Source organism: Streptomyces sp. NPDC033177, from assembly GCF_055577715.1.
Map to the genome: position 1 here is coordinate 380,639 of NZ_JBVIPS010000007.1, position 23,884 is coordinate 404,522.

At 70.9% G+C, this 23,884-nt stretch carries 23 protein-coding genes and 1 pseudogene; 13 read left to right on the top strand and 11 right to left on the bottom strand.

Annotated elements, in window-relative coordinates; all coding sequences use genetic code 11:
- Positions 1–346 precede the first annotated feature (346 nt).
- The gene (locus tag ACZ5U5_RS25520) at positions 347–751 is read right to left on the bottom strand and encodes a YchJ family protein (RefSeq protein ID WP_469025747.1); all 405 of its coding nucleotides are present in this window, start codon (positions 749–751) and stop codon (positions 347–349) included.
- 139 nt (positions 752–890) lie between these two features.
- On the bottom strand, positions 891–1,592 hold the full coding sequence (locus ACZ5U5_RS25525) for a FadR/GntR family transcriptional regulator (RefSeq protein WP_453445034.1): 702 nt from the start codon (positions 1,590–1,592) through the stop codon (positions 891–893).
- 189 nt (positions 1,593–1,781) lie between these two features.
- Here ACZ5U5_RS25525 and ACZ5U5_RS25530 point away from each other — a divergent pair, with 189 nt between their 5' ends.
- Both ACZ5U5_RS25530 and ACZ5U5_RS25535 read left to right on the top strand, forming a co-directional pair.
- Positions 1,782–2,291 carry a gluconokinase gene (locus ACZ5U5_RS25530; protein ID WP_469025750.1) on the top strand — a complete coding sequence of 170 codons (510 nt, stop codon included), beginning with the start codon at positions 1,782–1,784 and terminating at the stop codon, positions 2,289–2,291.
- Positions 2,292–2,338: 47 nt separating this feature from the next.
- Positions 2,339–3,736 (top strand): GntT/GntP/DsdX family permease, encoded by a 1,398-nt coding sequence (locus tag ACZ5U5_RS25535; protein ID WP_363210831.1) that lies wholly within the window; start codon positions 2,339–2,341, stop codon positions 3,734–3,736.
- A gap of 121 nt (positions 3,737–3,857) precedes the next feature.
- Here ACZ5U5_RS25535 and ACZ5U5_RS25540 read toward each other — a convergent pair.
- The 5 genes and pseudogenes from ACZ5U5_RS25540 to ACZ5U5_RS25560 form a co-directional block, all read right to left on the bottom strand.
- Positions 3,858–4,463: pseudogene (locus ACZ5U5_RS25540) on the bottom strand (cytochrome b/b6 domain-containing protein); the annotation flags it as partial.
- Complete coding sequence (locus tag ACZ5U5_RS25545; protein WP_469026126.1) at positions 4,435–5,100, bottom strand: molybdopterin-dependent oxidoreductase; 666 nt, start codon at positions 5,098–5,100, stop codon at positions 4,435–4,437. The pseudogene ACZ5U5_RS25540 and the gene ACZ5U5_RS25545, both read right to left, overlap by 29 nt.
- 158 nt (positions 5,101–5,258) lie before the next feature.
- Positions 5,259–6,818 carry an APC family permease gene (locus tag ACZ5U5_RS25550; protein ID WP_469025754.1) on the bottom strand — a complete coding sequence of 520 codons (1,560 nt, stop codon included), beginning with the start codon at positions 6,816–6,818 and terminating at the stop codon, positions 5,259–5,261.
- 41 nt (positions 6,819–6,859) lie between these two features.
- Entirely contained in the window at positions 6,860–7,828 is a 969-nt protein-coding gene (locus tag ACZ5U5_RS25555) for a hypothetical protein (RefSeq protein WP_469025756.1), read from the bottom strand.
- Between the two features lie 211 nt (positions 7,829–8,039).
- Positions 8,040–9,695 carry an FAD-binding dehydrogenase gene (locus ACZ5U5_RS25560; protein WP_469025758.1) on the bottom strand — a complete coding sequence of 552 codons (1,656 nt, stop codon included), beginning with the start codon at positions 9,693–9,695 and terminating at the stop codon, positions 8,040–8,042.
- Positions 9,696–9,823: 128 nt separating this feature from the next.
- On the opposite strand from ACZ5U5_RS25560, the gene ACZ5U5_RS25565 reads away from it, so the two are divergent.
- Genes ACZ5U5_RS25565 through ACZ5U5_RS25585 form a run of 5 tightly spaced genes read left to right on the top strand, consistent with a single transcriptional unit; the run spans position 9,824 to position 12,534 of the window.
- The gene (locus tag ACZ5U5_RS25565; RefSeq protein WP_469025760.1) at positions 9,824–10,459 is read left to right on the top strand and encodes a TetR/AcrR family transcriptional regulator; all 636 of its coding nucleotides are present in this window, start codon (positions 9,824–9,826) and stop codon (positions 10,457–10,459) included.
- Positions 10,456–11,229: a glucose 1-dehydrogenase gene (locus ACZ5U5_RS25570; protein ID WP_469025763.1), complete on the top strand. Its 774-nt coding sequence runs from the start codon at positions 10,456–10,458 to the stop codon at positions 11,227–11,229. Before ACZ5U5_RS25565 ends, ACZ5U5_RS25570 begins: the two co-directional genes overlap by 4 nt.
- A gap of 37 nt (positions 11,230–11,266) precedes the next feature.
- Complete coding sequence (locus ACZ5U5_RS25575) at positions 11,267–11,803, top strand: NUDIX hydrolase (RefSeq protein ID WP_469025766.1); 537 nt, start codon at positions 11,267–11,269, stop codon at positions 11,801–11,803.
- Positions 11,804–11,812: 9 nt separating this feature from the next.
- A complete protein-coding gene (locus ACZ5U5_RS25580) occupies positions 11,813–12,205 on the top strand; it encodes a YidH family protein (protein WP_190082673.1) in 393 nt (130 codons plus the stop codon).
- Positions 12,193–12,534 (top strand): DUF202 domain-containing protein, encoded by a 342-nt coding sequence (locus ACZ5U5_RS25585; RefSeq protein WP_469025770.1) that lies wholly within the window; start codon positions 12,193–12,195, stop codon positions 12,532–12,534. Before ACZ5U5_RS25580 ends, ACZ5U5_RS25585 begins: the two co-directional genes overlap by 13 nt.
- 24 nt (positions 12,535–12,558) lie before the next feature.
- Here the strand turns inward: ACZ5U5_RS25585 and ACZ5U5_RS25590 are convergent, their stop codons facing one another.
- A complete protein-coding gene (locus ACZ5U5_RS25590; protein ID WP_469025773.1) occupies positions 12,559–13,515 on the bottom strand; it encodes an NADP-dependent oxidoreductase in 957 nt (318 codons plus the stop codon).
- Positions 13,516–13,643: 128 nt separating this feature from the next.
- Between ACZ5U5_RS25590 and ACZ5U5_RS25595 the strand changes: the two genes are divergently transcribed.
- The 3 genes from ACZ5U5_RS25595 to ACZ5U5_RS25605 all read left to right on the top strand — a co-directional run bounded on the left by ACZ5U5_RS25595 (position 13,644) and on the right by ACZ5U5_RS25605 (position 16,433).
- The gene (locus tag ACZ5U5_RS25595; protein ID WP_363312015.1) at positions 13,644–13,940 is read left to right on the top strand and encodes a hypothetical protein; all 297 of its coding nucleotides are present in this window, start codon (positions 13,644–13,646) and stop codon (positions 13,938–13,940) included.
- Between the two features lie 236 nt (positions 13,941–14,176).
- Positions 14,177–15,211 carry a phosphotransferase family protein gene (locus tag ACZ5U5_RS25600; RefSeq protein WP_469025774.1) on the top strand — a complete coding sequence of 345 codons (1,035 nt, stop codon included), beginning with the start codon at positions 14,177–14,179 and terminating at the stop codon, positions 15,209–15,211.
- A 7-nt stretch (positions 15,212–15,218) separates the two neighbouring features.
- Positions 15,219–16,433, top strand: a complete 1,215-nt coding sequence (locus tag ACZ5U5_RS25605) for an acyl-CoA dehydrogenase family protein (RefSeq protein WP_469025777.1) — start codon at positions 15,219–15,221, stop codon at positions 16,431–16,433.
- A gap of 74 nt (positions 16,434–16,507) precedes the next feature.
- Here the strand turns inward: ACZ5U5_RS25605 and ACZ5U5_RS25610 are convergent, their stop codons facing one another.
- From ACZ5U5_RS25610 to ACZ5U5_RS25620, 3 genes are read right to left on the bottom strand one after another with little or no spacing between them, the layout of a single operon-like run.
- Positions 16,508–17,101 carry a TetR/AcrR family transcriptional regulator gene (locus ACZ5U5_RS25610; RefSeq protein ID WP_469025779.1) on the bottom strand — a complete coding sequence of 198 codons (594 nt, stop codon included), beginning with the start codon at positions 17,099–17,101 and terminating at the stop codon, positions 16,508–16,510.
- A 25-nt stretch (positions 17,102–17,126) separates the two neighbouring features.
- Entirely contained in the window at positions 17,127–18,887 is a 1,761-nt protein-coding gene (locus ACZ5U5_RS25615) for a class I adenylate-forming enzyme family protein (protein ID WP_469025782.1), read from the bottom strand.
- Entirely contained in the window at positions 18,866–19,633 is a 768-nt protein-coding gene (locus tag ACZ5U5_RS25620) for an SDR family NAD(P)-dependent oxidoreductase (protein WP_469026128.1), read from the bottom strand. Before ACZ5U5_RS25620 ends, ACZ5U5_RS25615 begins: the two co-directional genes overlap by 22 nt.
- A 155-nt stretch (positions 19,634–19,788) precedes the next feature.
- On the opposite strand from ACZ5U5_RS25620, the gene ACZ5U5_RS25625 reads away from it, so the two are divergent.
- From ACZ5U5_RS25625 to ACZ5U5_RS25635, 3 genes are all read left to right on the top strand, one after another.
- Positions 19,789–21,057 carry an exo-beta-N-acetylmuramidase NamZ family protein gene (locus ACZ5U5_RS25625; protein WP_469025784.1) on the top strand — a complete coding sequence of 423 codons (1,269 nt, stop codon included), beginning with the start codon at positions 19,789–19,791 and terminating at the stop codon, positions 21,055–21,057.
- Between the two features lie 103 nt (positions 21,058–21,160).
- The gene (locus ACZ5U5_RS25630; protein WP_469025786.1) at positions 21,161–22,486 is read left to right on the top strand and encodes an erythromycin esterase family protein; all 1,326 of its coding nucleotides are present in this window, start codon (positions 21,161–21,163) and stop codon (positions 22,484–22,486) included.
- A 139-nt stretch (positions 22,487–22,625) separates the two neighbouring features.
- Positions 22,626–23,879: an MFS transporter gene (locus ACZ5U5_RS25635; RefSeq protein WP_469026131.1), complete on the top strand. Its 1,254-nt coding sequence runs from the start codon at positions 22,626–22,628 to the stop codon at positions 23,877–23,879.
- Positions 23,880–23,884: the final 5 nt, after the last annotated feature.

The following is a 23,884-nucleotide window of genomic DNA, read 5'->3' on the forward strand; positions in this document are numbered from 1 at the left end:
ACGGCAGGACCTTGGGGCCCTGTCCGACGACAGGGCCTAGGACGCTACTGGCGGCGCCGGACAGCCACAGCGCGGGTTCCCGCCTATGTGCGGGAGGCTCCGTGTGCCTCGAACAGGCAGGCGGGCAGCGGTATTTGGGCCCGTCGGGCGCCCTGAGGCGGGCCCGGGACCCGGCGCGCGTGATCGTCCTGGTGCCCCTCGGGCGACTTCTCTCTCAGCAACCCCAGGGGGCGGAGCCGGCCGATGGCCGGTCCGTGACGGGCGCGCGGGGCCCCGGCGCGCGCGTGTTGACTGCGGATCGGGCCGAGCCCGGGGCACTACGTGGTGACGGGCCGCTGGGCCGCGGTCAGTCGATGAAGGCTCCGTCGACGTACACCCAGGCCCCGTCGAGCCGCTCGAAACGGCTTCGCTCGTGGAGGGCCTCCTTGCGGCCCCCGTCGGTGTAGCGGGCGCGGAACTCGACCGTGCCGGTGGCGTGGAACGCGGTGCCGTCCGCCGTGTCCAGGATCTCCAGGCCGATCCAGCGCAGGCCCGGGTCGAACTCGACGCGGGGCGGCCTGGTGCGGGGGTGCCAGGTGCGCAGGAGATAGGCCTCGTCCTTGACGGCGAAGGCGCAGTACCGGGAGCGCATCAGCTCCTCGGGCACGCCGGCCGCGGCCTCGCCCCTGTGCAGCCGCCCGCAGCACTTCTCGTACGGCTGGGGGTGGCCGCAGGGGCAGGTCGGCTGGGGGCGGGGGGCGCGTCGTGACATGCGGACCATTGTCCTCGCCGGCGGGAGGACGAGCGTCCCGCAGGGGCGCGGGGCTGTGACATATACGGCTCCGCCGCGCGGGCGCGACCAGCCACTACGCGCCCGCGGAAGGCACCCGCCCCCCGGCAGGGGGCGTCCGCTACGGGGCGAGGATGTCCAGCTCGTGCAGCGCCCCCACCGCGATCTCCCGTGTCAGCTCCTCCGCGCGCGCCGGATCTCCCTCCCGCACCGCCTCCGCGAGCCTGACGTGCAGGGTGACGGCGGCCGGGTCCGGGTCCTCGAACATGACCTGGTGGTGGGTGCGGCCCGCGAGGACCTCCGCGACGACGTCACCGAGCCGGGCGAACATCTCGTTGCCGGACGCGTTCAGGACGATGCGGTGGAAGTTGATGTCGTGGAAGAGGTAGCCCTCCAGCTGCTGGCCCCGCGAGGTGGCGACCATGCCGAGGGCGCATTCGGTGAGGGCCGCGCACTGCTCAGGGGTGGCGTGCTGGGCGGCGAGGCCCGCGGCCGCCGGTTCGATCGCCGAGCGCAGGACCGTGAGGGAGCGCAGCTGGCGTGGCCGGTCGGCGCCGGCGAGACGCCACCGGATGACCTGGGGGTCGTAGACGTTCCACTCCGCGGTGGGCCGCACCGTCACGCCGACCCGGCGCCGGGACTCGACCAGGTGCATGGACTCAAGGACCCGCACCGCCTCGCGCACGACGGAGCGTGACACCTCGAAGCGCTGGGCCAGCTCGTCCGTGCGCAACACGCTGCCCGGCGGGTACTCGCCACCGGTGATGGCGGGCCCGAGGCTTTCCAGTACGCGAGCGTGCAGCCCACGGGCCTGATCGGTCATGTCGTCAGGGTATGTGGGGACCCGCGGGAACAAAAAGTCAGACTTTTGTGTCACAGCCTCTTGAATTTGTCAGACCTAATGGGTTTCAGTGACGTGAACGAGCCACGGGTCTCCCCCGTCCCGTGGCTCGTTCCGGACCGATGGCTCGTTTCGGACCGATGTCGAAGAAGACAGCGAGGCAGGACAGCGATGAGCACCCCCCACGTCGTCGTAGTGATGGGCGTGGCAGGAACCGGCAAGACAACGATCGGTCCCCTGCTCGCCGCACAGCTCGGCGTTCCCTACGCCGAGGGCGACGACTTCCACCCCCCGGCGAACATCGCCAAGATGTCGGCCGGGACCCCGCTGACCGACGACGACCGCTGGCCGTGGCTCGATGCCATCGGCGCCTGGGCCCATGGCAGGGCCGGACTCGGCGGCGTGGTCAGCAGCTCGGCGCTGAAGCGCAGCTATCGCGACCGGCTGCGGGCCGCGGCCCCCGGCGTCGTCTTCGTGCACCTCACCGGTGACCGGGCCCTCATCGAGGACCGGATGTCCCACCGCCAGGGCCACTTCATGCCGACGGCCCTGCTCGACTCGCAGTTCGCCACGCTGCAGCCGCTCGGCGCGGACGAGGCGGGCGTCGCCGTCGACGTCACCGGCAGTCCGGAAGAGATCAGCGAGCGCGCCTTCGAGGCACTCGGCGGGCTCGACCAGTAGTCCCCCGTCCCCCGCACCCCCCTCCCCTGACGTACAAGGAAGACACCGTGACCAGTCTCAGCGTTGAGATGCTGGCAGCGGACGCCGTCGAGCCGATCACCTCAGCTGGCCATGCCCAGCTGGGTATCGCCGTCCTCGCGGGCATCGCCGTCATCGTCCTGCTCATCACGAAGTTCAAGCTCCACGCGTTCCTGGCCCTGACCATCGGTTCGCTCGCCCTCGGCGCCTTCGCGGGCGCCCCGCTCGACAAGGCGATCGCCAGCTTCACCGCAGGTCTCGGCTCGACGGTCGCGGGCGTGGGTGTGCTGATCGCGCTCGGCGCGATCCTCGGCAAGCTGCTCGCCGACTCCGGCGGCGCGGACCAGATCGTCGACACGATCCTCGCCAAGGCGGGCGGGCGTTCCATGCCGTGGGCGATGGTCCTGATCGCCTCGGTGATCGGGCTTCCGCTCTTCTTCGAGGTCGGCATCGTGCTGCTGATCCCGGTCGTCCTGATGGTCGCCAAGCGCGGCAACTACTCGCTGATGCGGATCGGCATCCCGGCCCTGGCCGGTCTGTCCGTGATGCACGGGCTCATCCCGCCGCACCCCGGCCCGCTGGTCGCCATCGACGCGGTGGACGCCAACCTCGGCATCACCCTCGCGCTCGGCGTGCTCGTCGCCATCCCGACGGTGATCATCGCCGGACCGGTCTTCTCGAAGTACGCGGCGAAGTGGGTGGACGTCCCCGTCCCCGAGAAGATGACGCCGCAGCGTCCTTCGGAGGACCTGGAGAAGCGTCCCGGGTTCGGCGTGACGGTCGCGACCGTGCTGCTGCCCGTCGTGATGATGCTGGCCAAGGCCCTGGTCGACATCATCGTCGACAACCCCGAGCACACGGTTCAGCGCGTCTTCGACGTCGTCGGCTCGCCGCTGATCGCGCTCCTCGCGGCGGTCATCGTGGGCATGTTCACGCTGGGCCGTGCGGCAGGGTTCACCAAGGGGCAGCTCTCGACCACCGTCGAGAAGTCGCTCGCGCCGATCGCCGGTGTGCTGATGATCGTCGGTGCGGGCGGTGGCTTCAAGCAGACCCTCATCGACTCGGGTGTCGGCAAGATGGTCCTGGAGATCTCCGAGGACTGGTCGATTCCGGCGCTGCTGCTCGCGTGGCTGATCGCCGTGGTGATCCGTCTCGCCACGGGGTCGGCGACCGTCGCCACCATCTCGGCCGCGGGCCTTGTGGCACCGCTGGCCGCGAACATGTCCGACACGCATACGGCGCTGCTCGTCCTTGCCATCGGAGCGGGTTCGCTCTTCTTCTCCCACGTGAACGACGCGGGGTTCTGGCTGGTGAAGGAGTACTTCGGGATGAGTGTCGGGCAGACGATCAAGACGTGGTCGGTCATGGAGACGATCATCTCCGTGGTCGCGGGCGGGTTTGTTCTTCTGCTGTCCCTGGTGATTTAGCGGGGCCGGGGCGGGGTTCTTTTCCCCAACCCCGCCCCTTCCCGAAAACACGCTCGACGCGGGGGCCCTGGTCGCCGTCACCACCGGCTCCGCCGAGTTCGTCCTCAAACGCCGGACGGGCTGGAAGCCACAGCGGATGCTCCCTCTCCGCCCACCCCGGGTCCACGGACCCGGTCCGCATCCCCCGTCGTGCCTCCGGGTCCGCCCACGCCATCCCCACGTGCCCGGCGATCACCACGCCGAGCGCCAGCGCCAGCCAGTCGTGGACGAACGTGCTTCCCGTGCGCCAGGCCAGCGGGGCGAGGTCCGTGAACCACATCAGCAGGCCCGTGCCCAGCATCACCAGGACCGCCCCCGCCAGCCAGCCCGCGTACAGCTTCTGGCCCGCGTTGTACTTCCCCGCCCTGCGGTGCGGATTCCGGCGCCGCAGCCACGCCCTGTCGTGCGGCCCGAAGCGGTTCAGAAGGCGCAGGTCGCCGCGGAAGGCGCGGGAGGCGAGGCCCGCCAGGAAGGGGGCCGGGAGCAGCAGGCCCGACCATTCGTGGACGGTCACCACCAGCGCGCGGCGCCCCACCAGCTCGGCGAGCTGCGGAAGGTACAGGCACGCCGCGGTCGCGACGCAGACCCCCATGAGCAGTGCCGTCACGCGGTGCACCCAGCGCTGTGCCGGGCTGAACCTCCGTACCCGCGCCGTCACTTCAGGCCGTGGGCTCGTCGTCCCTGCCATTCGAGTCACCCACCCACGCGTCGACGTCGTAACCCCGCTTCTCCCAGTAACCCGGCTTCACCTCGTCGGTGAGCGTGATCCCGGAGAGCCACTTCGCCGACTTGTAGAAGTACATCGGGGCGACGTAGAGGCGGGCCGGGCCGCCGTGGGTGTGGCCCAGGTCCTTGTCCTGCATGCGCAGCGCAACCATGACGTCCGCCCGCCGCGCCTGCTTCAGCGTCAGGCTCTCGCTGTACGTCCCGTCGAAGCACGTGAAGCGGACGGCTCGGGCGTCGGGGCGTACCCCCGCCGCGTCCAGGAGGCGGGAGAGGCGTACGCCCTCGAACGGCGTGCCCGGCACACGCCAGCCCGTCACGCACTGGACGTCACGCACCATGCGGGTCTGCGGCAGGGCGCGCAGCTCGGCCAGCGTGTAGTCGGCCTCGCGGTCCACCAGACCGTCGATCTTCAGGCGGTACGTCGACGCGCTCTTGTGCGGGACGGACGCGGCCACCGAGTAGTAGCGGAAGCCGCCGCCGTTCGGGAGCAGGTCCGTCAGGCCCGTGGGGTCCTTGTCGGAGGCGGCGCCCAGGAAGGATTCCAGGCCCCGCTGGAGCTGTGGCGCGGCGGCCACGCCCGCGACACCCAGGCCGAGCATGCCGAGGACAAGACGGCGGCCGACCGGTGCCCCGGCGCCGCCCTCCTCTTCGGGTGGGTGCGGAAGGGGAGTTGTCACCCCTCGATTCGAGCACCCGCGGCCCCCGGGGTACAGGGTCCGCGGGTGTCCGTCAGCGTTCCGTCACATTCGGCCGTCCCCTAGACGCCCGGCGTCTTCGCCGCCTTCTCCAGCTGGAACGCCTCGTTGCCGAGACCGATCCGTGCGTGCGCCTCGGGCTTGGTCGAGCGCAGGAACAGGCCGTAGAGCACGCCGATGAGGGCGGCGAGCAGGATGATGCCGGGCAGCACCCAGCTGAGCGCCGAGCCGGAGTCCGCGCCGACCAGGACGTCGAAGTCCTTGACGGTGTACCCGGCGATGACGAGCAGGCCGACCGCGGCGAGCGCGGAGGCGGTGATGCGCCAGGCCTGGGCGCGCGCGGCACCGCGTCGCACGAAGAAGACGATGACCGCTACGGACGCCGTGGCCATCAGGAGGATGACGCCGAGGGCGCCGATGTTGCCGCCCCAGGTGAACAGGTGCAGGACGGGGGCGGTCGGGTCGCCGAACGGGCCGTCGTCGGTGACCGCGAAGGCCACGACGACCAGCACGGAGATGACCGTCTGGAGCAGGGAGCCGGTGCCGGGGGCGCCGGTGGAGGTGTTGGTCCTGCCGAACGCGGCGGGCAGCAGACCCTCGCGGCCCATGGCGAAGGCGTACCGCGCGACCACGTTGTGGAAGGAGAGGATCGCCGCGAACATGCCCGTCACGAACAGGACATGGAGTACGTCGGTGAAGGTGCCGCCGAGCCGGGACTCCGTGAGCCCGAAGAGCAGCCCGGCGCTCTGTTCCTGCGCTGCGGGGACGATGCCGGAGGGGCCCGCGGCGACCGAGAGCGCCCAGGAGCTGATCGCGAAGAAGATCGCGACGAAGCCCACCGCGAAGAACATCACGCGGGCGACGACGACCTGCGGACGGTCGGTCTCCTCCGCGTACACGGGGGCCTGCTCGAAGCCGGTGAAGGCGGCGATGCAGAAGCAGAGCGAGGTGGCGACGCCCGCGCCCGTGAGGGTGTCGGGGTTGAACGCGTGCAGGGACAGGCCTTCCTTGGCCGGGTCCGCGATGGCCGCGATGTCGAAGATGACGACGAGCGCCACCTCGATGAGCAGCAGCACGCCGAGGACGCGCGCGTTCAGGTCGATCTTCAGCCAGGCGAGCACCGCGACGACGGCGACGGTGACGAGTGCCGGTATCCACCAGGCGACTTCGACGTCGAAGTAGGTGTGGAGCAGCCCGGACACCTCGAAGCCGAGGAGTCCGTAGAGCCCCGCCTGGAGGACGCTGTAGGCGACGAGCGCGACCAGCGAGGCACCCGCGCCGGCGGTACCGCCCAGGCCCCTCGATATGTACGCGTAGAAGGCGCCCGCGTTGTGGACGTGGCGGCTCATCTCGGCGTAGCCGAAGCTGAACAGGCCGAGGACCACGCCGAGGATGAGGAAGAGCAGCGGCTGTCCGACCACGCCCATCACGCCGTATGTGGTGGGCATGACACCGGCGACGACCATGAGCGGTCCGGTGGCCGCGAGCACGGACAGGAGGAGGCCCGCCGTGCCGAGCCGGCCGGCGCGCAGTGCCGTCTCCTGACCCTTGTACGTGCTGATCCCGCTGCCGTCGGCGGCTTCGCCTGCGGGTCTCGTGCTGCTCGAACTGCCCGTCGCCATGGCGCGGTTGTCCTCTCGAATCGGCCGGTTGGTGGGGTGGGTCAGGCGGAGCCGAGCGCGGCCCCGCGCGCGGCGGTGAACGCCTTGTAGGGGTCCCGGTCCGGGTACGACCAGGGGGCTCGGGTCGCGTGCCGCCCGATGCGGTGGAAGAGGGCGGCGGCCTCGGCCGCCCGGCCCTCGCAGAACTTGGCGTGGGCGAGGAAGTTGAGGTCGACGAGGCCGCGTGGGTGGGCTGTGCTCTCGGGGCTCGTGGGCATCTGCCACTCCAGCCACCAGTCGAAGGCGGCCTTCATGACCTGCCGGGCTCGGCGTCCCGTCCAGTGCTCGGAGGCCGCCGGGTTCACGGGCTCGCTGCCCGCGGCGGCGAGCACGCGGTAGCGCTCGGCGTGCGCGATGACGGGCAGGACCGCCAACGGCGAGTCCGCAGGGGCCTGTTCGGCCGCCCAGGCGGCGAAGTCGTACACCTCGTGCAGCGGGTCCTGGCCCGCGGCGGGGCGCCGCTCGGCGAGCCTCGCCACCATCAGGTGGTGGGCGTGGTGGTGCTCGGGGTGCCGGTGGCGGACCTCGTCGAAGAGCCGGACGACGTCCTCCTCGCGACCCAGCGAACGCTCCAGGGTGAGCAGCGCGAGCCATGGCGTGGGGTCGGCAGGCAGCAGCGCGGCAACCTCACGGCAGGCGTCCCGCGCCTTCTCGGAACGCCCCTTGCCGCGCAGCGCGAGGTGCACGGACGCATAGGCGAGCAGCACGCGGACATCGGTGCTCTCCGGCTCGGCGAGCCGCCAGTCACGGGCCCAGGCGGTGGTGGTGGGCTCCTGCCCGAGTACGTCGAACCGGTGACCCCTGCGGTCCCAGTCGTCGCCGGTGGCGGCGAGCAGCGCGCGGACCTCGGTCCAGCGGCCCTGGGCCAAGGCGGTACGGGCGTCCACGAGTTCGGTGTCGTCGAGTGCGGGGTCGAAGGCGTAGGCCGCCCGCTTGCGGGAACGGCCCAAGGGGGGTGGGGGTGGTGACACCGCGGGACTTCCTCCCCGGCGCGGCTCGCGTACGGATGATCACGCACAGCAAACCGGTAGGCAGCCCTCCAGTCAAGGTCTGCCTTACCTGGGCCCCTTCACCAACTCGTTTCAGAACCTTAAGACTTCACCCCCGACCTGCGGACTTGACCGACAGGACACGATTCGGACAAGCGGCGACGATCACGCCACGGCGCGACGAACGCGCCTGTCAACTCACCGACTTGGCCGCCGCCCGGCCCGCCGTGCGCCCCGAGAAGAGGCAGCCGCCGAGGAAGGTGCCTTCGAGCGAGCGGTAGCCGTGCACTCCCCCGCCGCCGAAACCGGCCGCCTCCCCCGCCGCGTACACACCGGGGAGCGGTTCGCCGCCCTGGGCCAGGACGCGCGAGGACAGGTCGGTCTCCAGGCCGCCGAGGGTCTTGCGGGTGAGGATGTTGAGCCGCACCGCGACGAGCGGGCCCGCCTTGGGGTCGAGGATGCGGTGCGGGGCGGCGGCCCTGATGAGCCGGTCGCCGAGGAACTTGCGGGCGCCGTGGATCGCGGTGACCTGGAGGTCCTTGGTGAAGGGGTTGGCGATCTCGCGGTCGCGCGCGGTGATGGTGCGGCGCAGCGCGGCCTCGTCGATGAGGGGTTCCTTGGTGAGCGCGTTCATGCCGCGCACCAGGGAGGAGAGGTCCTTCTCCACGACGAAGTCGGCGCCGTTGTCCATGAACGCCTTCACCGGAGCGGCCACATCCGCACGCGCCCGGTCGATGACGCCGCGCACGGACTTGCCGGTGAGGTCGGGGTTCTGTTCGGAACCGCTGAGCGTGAACTCCTTGCCGATGATGCGCTGGTTGAGCACGAACCAGGTGTACTCGTACCCGGACCTCATGATGTGTTCGAGCGTGCCGAGGGTGTCGAAGCCGGGGAAGAGCGGCACGGGAAGGCGGTCGCCGCGCGCGTCGAGCCAGAGCGAGGAGGGGCCCGGCAGGATGCGGATGCCGTGGTTGTCCCAGATGGGGTTCCAGTTCTGGATGCCCTCGGTGTAGTGCCACATGCGGTCGCGGTTGATGAGCCGCGCGCCCGCGTCCTCGGTGATGCCGAGCATCCGCCCGTCGACGTGCGCGGGCACCCCGGCAACCATCCGCTCAGGCGGGGTACCGAGACGCTCGGGCCAGTTGGCGCGCACGAGGTCGTGGTTGCCGCCGATGCCTCCGGAGGTGACGATCACCGCCTGGGCCCTGAACTCGAAGGAGCCGGTGACCTCACGGCTGCTGGCCGTGCCGCGCTCGGCGTCGGAGGCTTCGAGGACCTCACCGCTCACGGTGTCGACGCTGCCCGCGCTGCGGGACAGGCCCGAGACGCGGTGGCGGAACTTGAGCTGGACGAGGCCACGGGCGACGCCTTCGCGCACGCGCCGCTCGAAGGGGGCGACGAGGCCGGGACCCGTGCCCCAGGTGATGTGGAAGCGCGGCACCGAGTTGCCGTGCCCCTGCGCGTCATAGCCGCCGCGCTCGGCCCAGCCCACCACGGGGAAGAACCGCACGCCCTGCCCGTGCAGCCAGGGCCGCTTCTCGCCCGCGGCGAAGTCGACGTACGCCTCGGCCCATTTGCGGGGCCAGTGGTCCTCGGGGCGGTCGAAGGCGGCCGTGCCCATCCAGTCCTGGAGGGCCAGGGCGTGGGAGTCCTTGATGCGGAGCCTGCGCTGCTCCGGGGAGTCGACGAAGAAGAGCCCGCCGAAGGACCAGTGCGCCTGACCGCCGAGCGACTGCTCGGGCTCCTGGTCGACGAGGATGACCCGGCGGCCCGCGTCGACGAGTTCCGCGGTGGCGGCGAGGCCGGCGAGGCCCGCGCCGATCACGATGACGTCTGCGTCGTAGGCCATCCGGGGGTTCCTCCTAAGCAGGGGCTTACTGGTGAGTCAGATCCTGAGTAACCGCGGGAGCGGCGTCAACCGTCTGACCCCTGGAACAGCGTCTCGCTTTTAATAATGGCCAGCATTACGATGTCCCCATGGCCAGGACCTCAGGACCCGAGACCCGCGAGAAGCTGATCCGCGCCGGCGAGGAAGTCTTCGCCGCGCAAGGCGTGCACGGCGCGCAGCTGCGGGACATCGTGCGGCTCGCGGGACAGAGCAACCCGTCCGCCGTGCAGTACCACTTCGGCAGCCGCGCGGGCCTCCTGGACGCCGTCATGGCCGAGCGCCAGACCCGTACGGAGAAGATGCTGGCCGCCGAGCTGAAGCAGGCGGCGGACGGACTGCGCGGGCTGCTCACGGCCCTGGTGCGCGCGGAGGCCACCGAGCTCCGCACGGCACGGGGCCGTCGCTGCCTGCGCCTCTCGGCCCAGCTCAGCCACGAGAGCGGCGTCCGCGGCCGCGCCCCGCACCCGACGCTGGACGGCACCGTCTACTGGGACCTGATCGGCCGCGTCGAGAACTGCCTCACCGACCTCGCCGATCTCACCGAGCCGCTGCGGCTGGAGCGGCTCGACCTGGCCCTCACCCTGATCGGCGCCGCCATGGCCGACCGCGCGGGCCAGTACCTGGCGGGCGCCACCCCCCTGACCGACGAACCGCTCTTCCTCGCGGATCTCGTCGAGACCACCACGGCCCTGCTTCGGGCCCCCGTCCCGCGGAGGGAACCATGAGCGCAGCCCACGACCTCACCGGCAAGACCGTCGTCATCACCGGAGCCGCCCGCGGCCTCGGCGCCGAGGCCGCACGCCAGGCGGTCGCCGCCGGTGCGAACGTCGTCCTGACCGACGTGCTCGACAAGGAGGGCGGGGTCACCGCCGCCGAACTCGGCGAGCGCGCCCGCTTCGCGCACCACGACGTGACATCGGAGGAGGACTGGCAGCGCGTCGTGGCCCTCGCGGTCGGCGAGTTCGGCGGGGTGCACGGCCTGGTCAACAACGCCGGTATCGCCACGGGCCAGTTCCTGGAGTCGGAGTCGGTCGAGCACTTTCGCAAGGTCCTCGACATCAACCTCACCGGCGTCTTCATCGGCATGAAGAGCGTCATCCCGGCCATGAAGGAGGCAGGCGGCGGCTCCATCGTCAACATCTCGTCGGCGGCCGGGCTCATGGGCCTGGCCCTCACCGCCGGTTACGGCGCGTCCAAGTGGGGCGTCCGCGGCCTCACCAAGATCGGCGCCGTGGAGCTCGGCACCGCCCGCATCCGCGTCAACTCCGTCCACCCGGGCATGACGTACACCCCGATGACCGCGCAGGTGGGCATCGAGAAGGGCGAGGGCAAGTACCCCAACACCCCGATGGGCCGGGTCGGCGAGCCGCACGAGATCGCGGGCGCCATGGTCTTCCTGCTCTCCGACGCCGCCTCGTACGTGACCGGTGCCGAGCTCGCCGTCGACGGCGGCTGGACCGCGGGCCCCACCGTGCACCACGTCATGGGGCAGTGAGGCCGGCCGGTCGGCGGGGTGGGGTTGGATGGTCGGCATGACGACGAACAGCGGGACCGTGCCCGATCCCGGCGAAGAGATCCTGTCCATCGTCGACGAGAACGACGAGGTCGTCGGCGAGGCCCCGCGCGGTGAGGTGTACGCGCGCGGCCTGCGCCACCGCTGCGTGTTCATTCAGGCACGGGACGCCGAGGGCCGCGTGTTCGTGCACCGCCGCACGCCGGTCAAGCTGGTCTTCCCCTCGATGTACGACATGTTCGTCGGCGGTGTCGTCGGAGCCGGCGAGTCCTACGACGACGCCGCCCTGCGCGAGGCGGAGGAGGAACTCGGCGTCCACGGACTGCCACGGCCCACACCGCTGTTCAAGTTCCTGTACGAGGACGGCGCGGGGCACAGCTGGTGGTCGTACCTCTACGAGGTGCGCTGCGACCTGCCGGTGAACCCGCAGGTCGAAGAGGTCGCCTGGCACGCCTTCATCAGCGACGCGGAGCTGGAGGAGCGGCTCGGCGAGTGGGACTGGGTGCCGGACGGGCTCGCGGCGTACGAGCAGCTGCGGGAACATCGCGCCAGCTAGGGTCGGCAAGTGAGCAATTTTGTACAGAGCCTGCGCCTGTGGTTCGCGCCCGAGCGGATCCGCGACGAGGGCGACACCCCCGACTACCGCTTCTCGCTCGCCAACGAGCGCACCTTCCTCGCCTGGCTGCGCACCGCGCTCGCCCTCATCGGCGGCGGTTTCGCGGTGGACCAGTTCCTGCCGGACCTGCGCTGGGGGTGGCGCATCGGGCTCGCACTCGCCCTGCTCGCCGCGGGCGTGCTCAGCTCGCTGCGTGCGGTCAACCACTGGGTGCGCTGCGAGCGGGCGATGCGGCGAGGCGAGGATCTGCCCGTCTCGCGCTTCCCGACCGTCCTGAGCCTGGCCGTGGCGGTCGTGGCGCTCGCCATGGTCGTCGTCGTGCTCTTCGGGTGGGAGGGGTGACCGACCAGGGCGAGGTGGCTGTTCCCGAGCGTGATCCGGGGCTTCAGCCGGAGCGCACCCGGCTCGCGTGGCGGCGTACGACCCTGTCCTGCACCGTCGCGGCGGTCCTCGCGGGGCGCGCCGCCCTCCAGGAGGGCACCACCGCGGTGGCCGTCGTGGCCTGCGCGCTCTGCCTGCTCCTGTGGCTCGGTTTCCTGGTCGTGGCGCACCGCAGGATGACCGAGCTCGCCGCGAGCAGCAGGCCGCTCCGCCTTCCGGCGCGGGCCGCGGCGTCGGCCGCGCTGTGCACGATGGCGCTGGCGGTGTGCGCGACGGCCATGGTGTTCTGAGCGGCCCATCGGGCTTCACGGCCCTCAGTGGTGGGAGGGCCCGTCCTCCGCGGTCCAGTCCACCGTGACGACGATCTTGCCCCGGGTGCGGCCCTCCGCGCTGAGGCGGTACGCGTCCGCCGCCTTCTCCAGGGGGAACGTCTCGTCGACATGGACCGTGACGACGTCCTGCTCCACGAGCTGCGTGAGGCGCTGAAGGTCGTCGGCGTCCGGCCGTACGAAGCAGTAGTGGCCGCCGAGACCGATGACCGCGCCGTCCGCGATCGACGCGAGGCGGCCGTCGGGCGCGAGGAGCCCGGCGGACAGCTTGAGGGTGTCGCCGCCGATCGTGTCGAAGGCCGCGTCCACGCCGTCCGGGGCGAGGGCGCGCACGCGGTCGGCCAGACCGTCGCCGTAGGTGACCGGTTCGGCGCCGAGTTCCCGGAGGAAGTCGTGGTTGCGCTCGCTCGCGGTGCCGATGACGCGGGCTCCCGCGTGCCGGGCAAGCTGGACGGCGATCGAGCCGACGCCACCGGCCGCCGCGTGGACGAGGACGACCTCCCCCTCCGTCACCGCGAGCGTCTTGACGACCACCTGGTAGGCGGTGAGCCCGGTGAGCGGCAGGCCCGCGGCCTCCTCGAAGGTGAGGTTGCGCGGCTTGCGGGCCAGGGTGCGCACAGGGGCCGCCACGTACTCGGCGAAAGTGCCGCGGGAGAGGAAGTCCTCGCGTACGTAGCCGATGACCTCGTCCCCCACCACGTACTCCGGGACGGAGGCGCCCGGCTGCACCACGACGCCCGCGACGTCCCAGCCCGGGATCACCGGGAAGACGGGGTCGAGGATGCCGTCGAGGTGCCCGCCCATGCATTTCCAGTCGACGGGGTTCACCGACGCGGCACGGACCTTCACCAGGACGGAGTCGGGGCCGACCTTGGGGTCGCGCACATCGCCGTACTCGAGGACTTCGGGGCCGCCGTAACGGCGGTAGCTGATCGCCTTCATGGGGTCGGCTTCATGGGAGCGCCTTCATGGGGTGATGGAAACATCAACGAGGCTTCCATATCCCCATCAAAGGGGCATTGCGTACTAGCCTGAGAGGGTCACCGCCTCCCACAGAAGGTGCAGTCGCCATGACCACGCTCCACCACGAACACCCCGTCCACGAGCATGTCCACGGCCCGGCCTGCGGCCACCCCGAGGTGCCGCACGGCGACCACGTCGACTACGCGCACGACGGCCACATGCACCGCCTACACTCCGGCCACTGGGACGAGTGCGAGCCGGACGAGCACTCCGTGCACGAGGGGCACGACCACCGGCACGGCGAGGGCTGCGGGCACAGTTCGGTGCTGCACGGCGACCACGTGGACTACGTGCACGACGGCCACCGGCACGCGGCGCACGACGGCCACTGGGACGATCACTGAGGCCACCGCGCCACCCCGGGGGCAACCGCCTCCGCCGACTTCCCCCGCACGGGCGCCAACTGGCAGTCTGTGGCGGGGGATCGGCTTGTCCGGGCGCCTTCGCGCCGCCGCGATCCTGATCACGTTCCCACTACGCTCTGGACTACATACCGACTGGTCGGCATCATGAACGTCAGCGCGACGCCGCGCGTCAGCGCCGCGTCACCCAGACGACGACCGTCCGACCAGGAGCGAAGATGAGCTCAGACCATCCACCAGGCCTCGACCTCGACCAGTTGCGCGGCCATCTGGACCGCGAGCGGCCGGGCCTCGTGGGCGGCCCGCTCACCGCCCGGCTGATCGAGGGCGGCCGGTCGAACCTGACGTACGCCGTGACGGACGGCGCCACGCGCTGGGTCGTACGGCGGCCACCGCTCGGGCACGTCCTCGCGACCGCGCACGACATGAAGCGCGAGCACCGGGTGATCAGCGCCCTGCACCGCGGGACCGAGGTTCCGGTGCCGGCGCCGGTGCTGCTCTGCGACGACGTCGACGTGCTCGGGGCGCCCTTCTACGTCATGGACTTCGTGGACGGCACGCCGTACCGCACCGCCGAGGAGCTCGCGCCGCTGGGCGCCGAGCGCACCCGCGCGGCGGTCCTGGGGCTCGTCGACACTCTCGTCGACCTGCACTCCGTGGCCCCGGAAGCGATCGGCCTCGGTGACTTCGGGCGGCCCGAGGGCTTCCTCGACCGGCAGCTGCGCCGCTGGGGCAAGCAGCTCGACGCCTCGCGCAACCGCGACCTGGCGGGGATCGACGAGCTGCACGCCGCCCTGGGGCGGCAGCTGCCCGACTCCCCCGCGCCCACGGTCGTGCACGGCGACTACCGTCTCGACAACGTCCTGATCGGCGAGGACGACCAGATCAAGGCGATCCTCGACTGGGAGATGTCCACCCTCGGCGATCCGCTCACCGACCTGGGCCTGCTGGTCATGTACAGCACGAAGCTCCAGCTGCCGGACTCCCCCATCAGCACCACGGCGGGCGCACCGGGCCACCCGGAGGCCGCCGAGCTGATCGAGCGGTACGCGGCGCGCTCGGGGCGCGACGTCTCCGCGGTCTCCTGGTACACGGCGTTCGCGTGGTTCAAGCTCGCCGTGATCCTGGAGGGCATCCACTACCGGTACACGCTCGGCCAGACGGTCGGCGCGGGCTTCGACCGCATCGGGGAGCTGGTCCCCGTCTTCATCGAGCACGGCCTCACCACCCTCCAAGGACGACAGGAAGGCTGAGACAGCCATGGACTTCGCATTCGACGCCCGTACCGAAGAGCTGCGGGACAGGCTCCTCACCTTCATGGATGAGCACGTCTACCCGGCGGAGAAGGTCGCCGAGGAGCAGCGCGCTCAGCTCGCCTCGCCCTGGGACACTCCGGCGATCGTCGGTGAGCTGAAGGCCGAGGCCCGCAAGCAGGGCCTGTGGAATCTCTTCTTGCCGGACGCCGAGCACGGCGCGGGGCTCACCAACCTCCAGTACGCCCCGCTCGCCGAGATCACCGGGCGCTCCCCGCATCTGGCGCCCACCGCGCTGAACTGCGCGGCCCCGGACACCGGCAACATGGAGGTCCTCGCCCAGTTCGGCAACGAGGAGCAGAAGAAGCAGTGGCTGGAGCCCCTGCTCGCCGGTGAGATCCGCTCGGCGTTCGCGATGACCGAGCCGGAGGTGGCCTCGTCCGACGCCACCAACATCACGACGCTCATCGAGCGCGACGGCGACGAGTACGTCATCACCGGGCGCAAGTGGTACATCTCCGGGGCGATGAACCCGGACTGCCAGATCTTCATCCTGATGGGCAAGACGGACCCCGAGAACTCCGACCCCCGCCGCCAGCAGTCCATGGTCCTCGTGCCGCGTGACACCCCCGGTGTCGAGGTACGGCGCGCCATGCAGGTGTACGGCTACGAGGACCACTCCCACGGCGGGCACGCCGAGGTCGTCTTCGACGGGGCCCGGGTCCCCGTGAGCAACCTGATCGGCGAGGAGGGCGGCGGCTTCGCCATCGCCCAGGCGCGGCTCGGTCCGGGCCGCATCCACCACTGCATGCGCCTGATCGGCATGGCCGAGCGAGCCATCGAGCTGATGTGTCAGCGTGCGGTGGCGCGTACGGCCTTCGGCAAGCCCCTCGCCCAGCAGGGCGTCGTCCAGGAGTGGATCGCGGACGCCCGGGTCGCGGTGGAGCAGCTGCGGCTCCTCGTCCTGAAGACCGCGTGGCTGATGGACACCGTGGGCAACAAGGGCGCGCACACGGAGATCCAGTCCATCAAGATCGCCACCCCGCGTACGGTCGTCGACATCCTCGACCAGGCGGTCCAGCTGCACGGCGCGGGCGGCGTCAGCCAAGACTTCCCGCTCGCCGAGCTGTGGGCGGCTGCGAGGACCCTGCGGTTGGCTGATGGGCCCGATGAGGTGCACCAGCGGTCGCTTGCCCGGCGCGAACTGAAAAAGTACCTGTAGCTGGCCGGGGGCCTCAGGCGCCGTCGATCACCGGCTGCGCCGAGCTCGTCCTCAAACGCCGGACGGGCTGAAAATCACGGCCGCAACGCCCTCAGCAGCAGGTCCGCCAAGTGGTCGGCGACCTGCTGCGGGGTGAGCGGGCCGTTCGGGCGGTACCAGGTGGACAGGTGGTGGACCGAGCCGAAGTGGTAGTCCACCACCAGGTCCGCGGGGGTCGCCTTGGAAAAGACGCCGGCCTGTTGGCCCTCCTCGATCAGCGCGCGGAACCGCTCGTGGTAGCGGCGGCGCTCGGAGCGCACCTGCTTGTTCTTCTCCGGACTCAGGTGGTGCATGGAGCGGAAGAAGATCGAGGCGTCGTCGAGGTTGTCGATCGTCGTGACGACCACGTCCGCCGCCGCGTCCCGCACCCGCTGCTCGATGGGCGCGTCGGCGTCCGCGTAGGCGTCGAGGCGCTCCTGCTGGACGCGCAGCACTCGCGCGTACACCTCGTGCAGGAGGTCGTCCTTCGAGCCGAAGTAGTGGTAGAGCGCGCCCTTGGTGACGCCTGCCGACTCCACGATCTCCTGCACCGATGTGCGGTCGTAGCCGCGGTCGGCGAAGAGCCGCGTGGCGGCGGCGAGCAGCCGCTGAGGGACGGGCGTGCCGTCACCGTCCGTCGTCCTGGCCACTGCCGCCACCTGCCTTTCGAGATATTCAGCTCTCGTCGTGCCGAGAGCCGGTGCCGTTGCTCGTGTTGTCGCTCGTGTCGTTGCGGGAACGCAGTTCCCGCCGGAGGATCTTCCCACTTGTGGTCTTCGGCAGCTCCGGCAGGATCTCGACCGCGCGGGGGTACTTGTACGCCGCGAGCCGTTCCTTGCAGTACGCCGCCAGGTCGTCCGGCGCGACGTCGGCCTGCGGGCGCAGGCTGACGAAGGCCTTGACCGTCTCGCCGCGGTAGCTGTCCGGGACGCCGATGACCGCCGCCTCACGGACGGCTGCGTGACTGTAGAGGACGTCCTCCACCTCGCGCGGCCATACCTTGAAACCGGACGCGTTGATCATGTCCTTCTTGCGGTCGACCACGTAGAGCCAGCCCTGCTCGTCCATGAAGCCGATGTCGCCGGTGCGCAGTTCGCCGTCGGGGAACGCCTCATCCGTGGCCTCGGGGCGCTTCCAGTAGCCGGGCACGACCTGCGGGCCGCGCACGGTGATCTCGCCCTGTTCCCCGAAGGGGACGTCCGCGCCGTGGTCGTCGACGATCCTGACGACCGTCTCGGGGCCGGGGACGCCGACGGCGAGGGTGCCGGACACGGGGTCGACCGGCGCCTCCTGGCCCGGCGGCACGGAAGCACAGGGCGCGGTGCACTCGGTGAGGCCGTACCCGTTGTGGATGTAGGGCCCGAAACCCGCGCGGAACTTCTCCACCAGGGCGGGCGGCAGCGGCGCGCCACCCGAGGAGATCATCGCGAAGGAGGCGAAGTGCTCCCGCGTGACGGAGGGGTGGGCGGCGAGCGCCATGAAGGCCGTGGACGGGCCCACGGTGTACGCGGGCCGGTGCTCGGCGAAGGCGTCGAGGACGACTCCGGCCTCGAAGCGGTAGGCGAGCGCGAGGGTGCCGGCGTTGGTCAGACAGGCGGCGACCTGCGCGACCATGCCGGTGATGTGGAAGAGCGGCGCCATCGCGAAGTAACAGGCGCCTTCGGGGATGCCGGAGCCCGTGCGCTGCCGCTCGGCGTTGTAGGTGATGTTGCCGTGGGTGTTCATGGCGCCCTTGGGCTGACCGCTGGTGCCCGAGGTGTAGCTGATCAGCGCGATGTCGGCGGGGCCGAGCTGCCGGTCGCCGGGGGCCGGGAGCCCCTGCCGGGCGACGGTCACCAGGTCCTCGGCGTCGGCGGCCTGCGGGAGCCGCTCGAAGTCCAGGACGCGGGTGTCGTTGCGGGTCTGCAGGTCGAGCTGGCAGGCGGTGAGCACGATGCGTACGGACGAGGCGGCGGCCGTCTCGCGCAGATACGTCTCCCACGCGCGGTCCGAGCAGATCAGCGCGGTCACGTCGGCGTCCGCGAGGACGTGCCCGACCTCCGCCGACTTGTACATGGGGTTCACCGGCACGACCGTGGCGCCCGCCTTCCACGCGCCGAGCAGCGCGATCACGAAGTGCGGGGTGTTCTGCAGCAGGATCGCGACCCGGTCGCCCCGGGCGAGGCCGCGTGCGGCCAGGTGCCCGGCGACGGAGTCGGTGAGGGCGTCCACCTCGCGGTAGCTCAGGCGCCCGTCGAAGTAGGCGAGGGCCATGTGCTCGGGGGCCCTCAGCACCGCGGCGCGGAAGGCGTGCACGACGGACGCGGCGGGCTCGACCGGGCCGCGCTGGGCCTCGCTGAGGCGGCCGAGCCAGGGCTTGGCTGCGTATATGGAGGCGGCCGGGGTGGCGTCGGACTTGGTCGGGGTGGCGTCGCTCACCGCTCGGTCGCCTCCCACTTCTGCTGGATGTGGCTCATGCCGGTGAGCCATTTGTCCGGTTCGGCGGCGCGGATGCGGTAGTACTCGGCGACCTCGGGGTGCGGCAGGATCAGGAAGCGGCCCTCTTCCATCCCGGCGAAGAGCGCCGTCGCGACGTCGTCCGGCTCGATCGCGGTCGGGGTGAGCACGAGGTCGCCCGCGGTGCCGGTGGCGGCGAGCATGTCGGTGCGCACGCCCTGGGGGCAGATCGCGTGGACGTCGATCCCGCGGTGGCGGTAGGTCAGCGAGAGCCACTCGGCGAAGGCGTACGCGCCGTGCTTGGTGACGCTGTAGGGCGCGGCGCCGATCATGGTGAGCAGCCCCGCCGCCGAGACGGTGGAGACGAAGCGGCCGCTGCCGCGCTCCAGCCACTCGGGCAGCAGCGCGTGGGCCGCGCGCACGTGGGCCATGACGTTCACGTCCCAGGCCGTGGCCCAGACCTCCTCGGGCGCGGCCTCCGAGCCGCCGGAGCCGAGGCCCGCGTTGGCGCAGTACACGTCGACGGTGCCGCTCAAGGCTTCTCTGGCCTCCGGCACGATCGTGGACGCGTCGCCCGGGACGGCGACGGCACCGATCTCGTCGGCCACCGCCTTGGCCTTGGCGGCGTCCAGGTCGTTGACCACGACGCGCGCCCCGGCGGCGGCGAACCGGCGGGCCAGCGCGGCCCCGATCCCGCCTCCGGCACCGGTGACGACAACTCCCTTGTCCTGCAGGGTCTCCACGATCAGTCTCCTTCGACTGCGGCTCCGCTGTGATCGCAGACTAACCAGTCGGTATGTTCGGATGGAAGAGGGTCGGGCAGCCAGGTTCGTTCCCCGGCCGCGGTCCGCGCGCTAGCGTGCGTGGCCATGACAGCCACCGCGCACACGGAGGTCTCTGCATGAACCTGTCCCGCCGCAGTTTCTCCAGACGGGGCCTGCTGGCCGCCGGCACCGCCACGGCCCTCACCTCGGCGGCCCCCGCGGCCGCCGCGGGAGGCGGGGGCGGATCGGGCGGCGGCCGAAAGCTGCGCACCGGCTTCGACCGTCTGGCCGCCGACGGCTACGCGCTCCTGGACGGCGAGCGGGTCGGCGTCGTCACCAATCCGACCGGCGTGACCAAGGACGTCCGCCACATCGTCGACGTCATGCACGCCGACGAGCGCGTGAACCTGGTCGCGGTCTTCGGCCCCGAGCACGGTTTCCGGGGGACGGCCCAGGCGGGCGGTTCCGAGGGCCGCTACGACGACCCGGCCACCGGGCTTCCGGTCTACGACACGTACCAGAAGAGCGGCAAGGCGCTCGCCGACATCTTCACGGCGTCCGGCGTCGACACGATCGTCTTCGACATCCAGGACGTGGGGGCGCGCTTCTACACGTACATCTGGACGCTCTTCGACTGCATGGAGTCGGCCGAGCTCGCGGGGAAACGGTTCGTCGTCCTCGACCGGCCGAATCCCGTGACGGGACGCGGCGCGTACGGGCCTGTCCTGCACAAGGAGTTCGCGACGTTCGTCGGGCGGCAGCCGATAGCGCAGGCGCACGGGATGACGGTGACGGAGCTCGCGCTGCTGTTCAACGGCGAGTTCCTGGAGCGCCCGGCCGAGCTGGAGACCGTACGGATGACCGGGTGGAAGCGCTCGGACTTCTACGACGCGTCCGGGCTCCCGTGGGTGCCGCCGAGCCCGAACATGCCCACGCCCGAGACCGCCCTGGTCTACAGCGGCACCTGCCTCTTCGAGGGCACGAACCTCTCCGAGGGGCGCGGCACAACCCGTCCCTTCGAGTTGCTGGGTGCCGACGGCATCGACCGGAAGTGGGCGGCCGCCGCGAACGACGCCGGGCTGCGCGGCGTGCACTTCAGGGAGGCCTATTTCGCGCCGGTGTTCTCCAAGTTCCAGGGCAAGACGATCGGCGGCGTGCAGCTCCATGTGCACGACCGGGAGTCGTTCGACCCGGTGCGCACCGGTATCGCGCTCCTGGTGACCGCCAAGAAGACGTGGAGCGGCTTCGCCTGGCGCCCCGACAACTGGATCGACAAGCTGACGGGTACCACGCGCGTCCGCACCATGATCGACGCGGGCGCGGACACGGACGAGGTGGTGGCCGGCTGGCACGACGACCTCGCGCGGTTCCGCGGGGTGCGCAGGCGCTATTTGCACTACCGGTAGGGCAGGCCCCACCGGCGAAAGGGTGCCTGCCGGATGGCAGGCGCCCCTGCCGGGCCGGAATCCTGATCTTCAGCTCCGTACACCCGAGTTGAGGAGATCCGGCATGGCACGGACCGTACGACGCACCCTCCCTCTGGCGGTGGCCGGCACCCTCGGCCTGGGGGTGCTCGTCGCCCCACAGGCCACAGCGGCGCCGGCGTCCACCGATCCGGTCCCGGCGATCGAACGCGCGGCCCACCCCTTGCGCTCGACCGATCCCGGCGGTTCCACGAAGGACCTGCGGCCGATGGGCCGGATGGTGGGTGACGCTTCCGTGGTGGGCCTGGGTGAGGCCACACATGGTTCGCACGAGTTCTTCACGATGAAGGACCGGGTCTTCCGCTATCTCGTGGAGGAGAAGGGGTTCACCACCTTCGCGCAGGAGGTCAGCTGGACCACGGGGCTGCGTTTCGACGCGTACGTGCGCGGAGGCGAGGGGGACGTGCGCGAGCTGGTCCACAAGGAGCTGGCGAAGACGCCCTGGGACACCGAGGAATACGTCGAGCTCCTGACGTGGATGCGCTCGTACAACGACAAGCATCCGCACCGCCAGGTGCGCTTCATGGGCAACGACCTCAACTACCCGGAGATCGGAGCCGAGTTGTTCGACGGCGTGGAGGACTACGTCCGCGCCCACGAGCCCGATCTGCTGCCCAGGATCACCGAGCTGTACGCGCCGATCCGCCGACTCGCGGACGGCGACACGTACATGGGCAGGCCGCTGAAGGAGCGGAAAGAGCTGTCCGGGAAGGCACGGGAGGCGCACGACCTGCTGAAGAAGCTGCAACCCGCCTCCAAGGACCGCGAGTTCACGCTGGCCCTGCACCACGCCCGGTCCATCTCACAGACGTCCACCATCTACGCCTTCCCCTTCGACACCCCCGAGGGGATCAAGGACGGCATGCACTACCGCGACCGCCTCATGGCTCAGAACACCGCCTGGTGGCAGCGGCAGACCGGCGACAAGGTGCTCCTGTCGGCGCACAACGCGCATGTGGGGTACGAGAGTTACGACCCCCGCTACCCGAAGATGCAGGGCGCCTTCCTGCGGGACCGGCTCGGCGAGCGCTACGTCAGCATCGGGTTCACCTTCGACCGTGGCTCGCTCATGGCGCAGAGCGCGGAGTCCGAGGTGTGGAAGCCGCGCTCCGTGGGCGCCGCCACGCGCGGCATGAACGAGTACACGCTCGACAAGGTGCGGCACGACGACTACTTCCTGGACATGCGGACCGCTCCCGCGACCGCCCGGAAGTGGCTCGGCAAGAGCCGCCTGACCAAGAGCATCGGCACGGCGTTCCCGGACGGCCCGCACCAGATCCGGCTCGCGCCCTCGCACGACATCCTCATCCATCTGCACCGCGTCACCGCAGCTCACCGCCAGGCCCGGTGAGGCGGTCTCAATGACCGAGACAAGCCGTCCCGGGTATTGACTGGCCCCTACATGCAACGCGACAGTGCCGGTCGTGCGGAGTGAAACGACAGCAGCAGAGAAAGAGCAGGTCCCGGGCGCGGACGGCAGCCCCGAGAGCATGCGCCGGGTGGCCGTGGCCTCGTTCATCGGGACGGCCATCGAGTTCTACGACTTCTACATCTACGGCACGGCGGCCGCGCTCGTCCTGAACGAGGCGTTCTTCCCGACCCTGGACCCGGTCAACGCCACCCTCGCCTCCTTCTCCACCTACGCGGTGGCGTTCGCGGCGCGCCCCATCGGCTCGGTGGTCTTCGGGCACTTCGGCGACCGCGTCGGCCGCAAGTCGGTGCTCGTGGCCTCGCTGCTCCTGATGGGCTTGTCGACGGCGCTCGTCGGACTCCTGCCCGGATACGGCACCCTGGGCATCTGGGCGCCGGTCCTGCTGATCCTGCTGCGCTTCCTCCAGGGCATCGGGCTCGGCGGCGAGTGGGGCGGGGCCGCGCTGCTCGCGGTGGAACACGCGCCGAAGAAGAAGCGCGGCCTGTACGCCGCCTTCCCGCAGCTCGGCCCGTCGGTCGGGTTCTTCGCGGCGACCGGCGTCTTCTGGCTGCTCTCGGCGGTCCTGTCCGACGACGCGTTCCGCTCCTGGGGCTGGCGCGTGCCGTTCCTGCTCTCCTTCCTGCTCGTCGGTGTCGGGCTCTTCGTCCGTCTGCGGATCAGCGAGACGCCGGTCTTCGCGAAGGTCATGGACGCACAGGAGGCCAGCAAGGTCCCCACACTCGACGTGCTGCGGCACCATCCGCGTGAACTGCTGCTAGGCGCGGGCGGGATGGTCGTCGCGTACGGCCTCTTCTACACGGCGACGACGTACTGCCTCGCCTACTCGACCGGCACCCTGGGCGTCTCCCGCAACACCATGCTGGGCCTCTCGCTGGTGGCCTGTCTCTTCCTCGCGGCCGGTACATGGCTCGCCGCGACGCGCTCCGACGGCGCCGGACGCCGCAAGCTGGTCCTCGTGGGCGCCGGGCTCGCCGTGGTGTGGGGCCTGGTGCTCTTCCCGCTCCTGGACACGGAGCAGCCGGTGCTCATGGCGCTTGCGCTCGGCGGCGCGCTGTTCTGCATGGGGGTCGTCTACGGGCCGATGGGCGCCTACCTTCCGGAGCTGTTCGGCACGAAGGTGCGCTACTCGGGCGCCTCGCTCGCCTACAACCTGGGCGGTGTGCTGGGCGGCGCGGTCTCCCCGCTGGTGGCGACACGGCTGCAGTCCGCGTTCGGTTCGTCCTCGGTGGGCTGGTACGTGAGCGCGATGGCCGTCGTGTCCCTGGTGTGCGTCCTCGCGCTGCCGGAGACCAGGGAGCGGGAACTGGCGTGAGCCGG

Excerpts from the sequence above, each read along its gene's own strand:
- ACZ5U5_RS25530 (WP_469025750.1), top strand. The coding sequence starts at position 1,782 with ATGAGCACCCCCCACGTCGTCGTAGTGATGGGCGTGGCAGGAACCGGC.
- ACZ5U5_RS25635 (WP_469026131.1), top strand. The coding sequence starts at position 22,626 with ATGCGCCGGGTGGCCGTGGCCTCGTTCATCGGGACGGCCATCGAGTTC.
- ACZ5U5_RS25575 (WP_469025766.1), top strand. The coding sequence starts at position 11,267 with ATGACGACGAACAGCGGGACCGTGCCCGATCCCGGCGAAGAGATCCTG.
- ACZ5U5_RS25595 (WP_363312015.1), top strand. The coding sequence starts at position 13,644 with ATGACCACGCTCCACCACGAACACCCCGTCCACGAGCATGTCCACGGC.
- ACZ5U5_RS25590 (WP_469025773.1), bottom strand. The coding sequence starts at position 13,515 with ATGAAGGCGATCAGCTACCGCCGTTACGGCGGCCCCGAAGTCCTCGAG.
- ACZ5U5_RS25625 (WP_469025784.1), top strand. The coding sequence starts at position 19,789 with ATGAACCTGTCCCGCCGCAGTTTCTCCAGACGGGGCCTGCTGGCCGCC.
- ACZ5U5_RS25550 (WP_469025754.1), bottom strand. The coding sequence starts at position 6,818 with ATGGCGACGGGCAGTTCGAGCAGCACGAGACCCGCAGGCGAAGCCGCC.
- ACZ5U5_RS25565 (WP_469025760.1), top strand. The coding sequence starts at position 9,824 with ATGGCCAGGACCTCAGGACCCGAGACCCGCGAGAAGCTGATCCGCGCC.
- ACZ5U5_RS25570 (WP_469025763.1), top strand. The coding sequence starts at position 10,456 with ATGAGCGCAGCCCACGACCTCACCGGCAAGACCGTCGTCATCACCGGA.
- ACZ5U5_RS25520 (WP_469025747.1), bottom strand. The coding sequence starts at position 751 with ATGTCACGACGCGCCCCCCGCCCCCAGCCGACCTGCCCCTGCGGCCAC.
- ACZ5U5_RS25600 (WP_469025774.1), top strand. The coding sequence starts at position 14,177 with ATGAGCTCAGACCATCCACCAGGCCTCGACCTCGACCAGTTGCGCGGC.
- ACZ5U5_RS25630 (WP_469025786.1), top strand. The coding sequence starts at position 21,161 with ATGGCACGGACCGTACGACGCACCCTCCCTCTGGCGGTGGCCGGCACC.
- ACZ5U5_RS25525 (WP_453445034.1), bottom strand. The coding sequence starts at position 1,592 with ATGACCGATCAGGCCCGTGGGCTGCACGCTCGCGTACTGGAAAGCCTC.
- ACZ5U5_RS25560 (WP_469025758.1), bottom strand. The coding sequence starts at position 9,695 with ATGGCCTACGACGCAGACGTCATCGTGATCGGCGCGGGCCTCGCCGGC.
- ACZ5U5_RS25605 (WP_469025777.1), top strand. The coding sequence starts at position 15,219 with ATGGACTTCGCATTCGACGCCCGTACCGAAGAGCTGCGGGACAGGCTC.
- ACZ5U5_RS25545 (WP_469026126.1), bottom strand. The coding sequence starts at position 5,100 with ATGCTCGGCCTGGGTGTCGCGGGCGTGGCCGCCGCGCCACAGCTCCAG.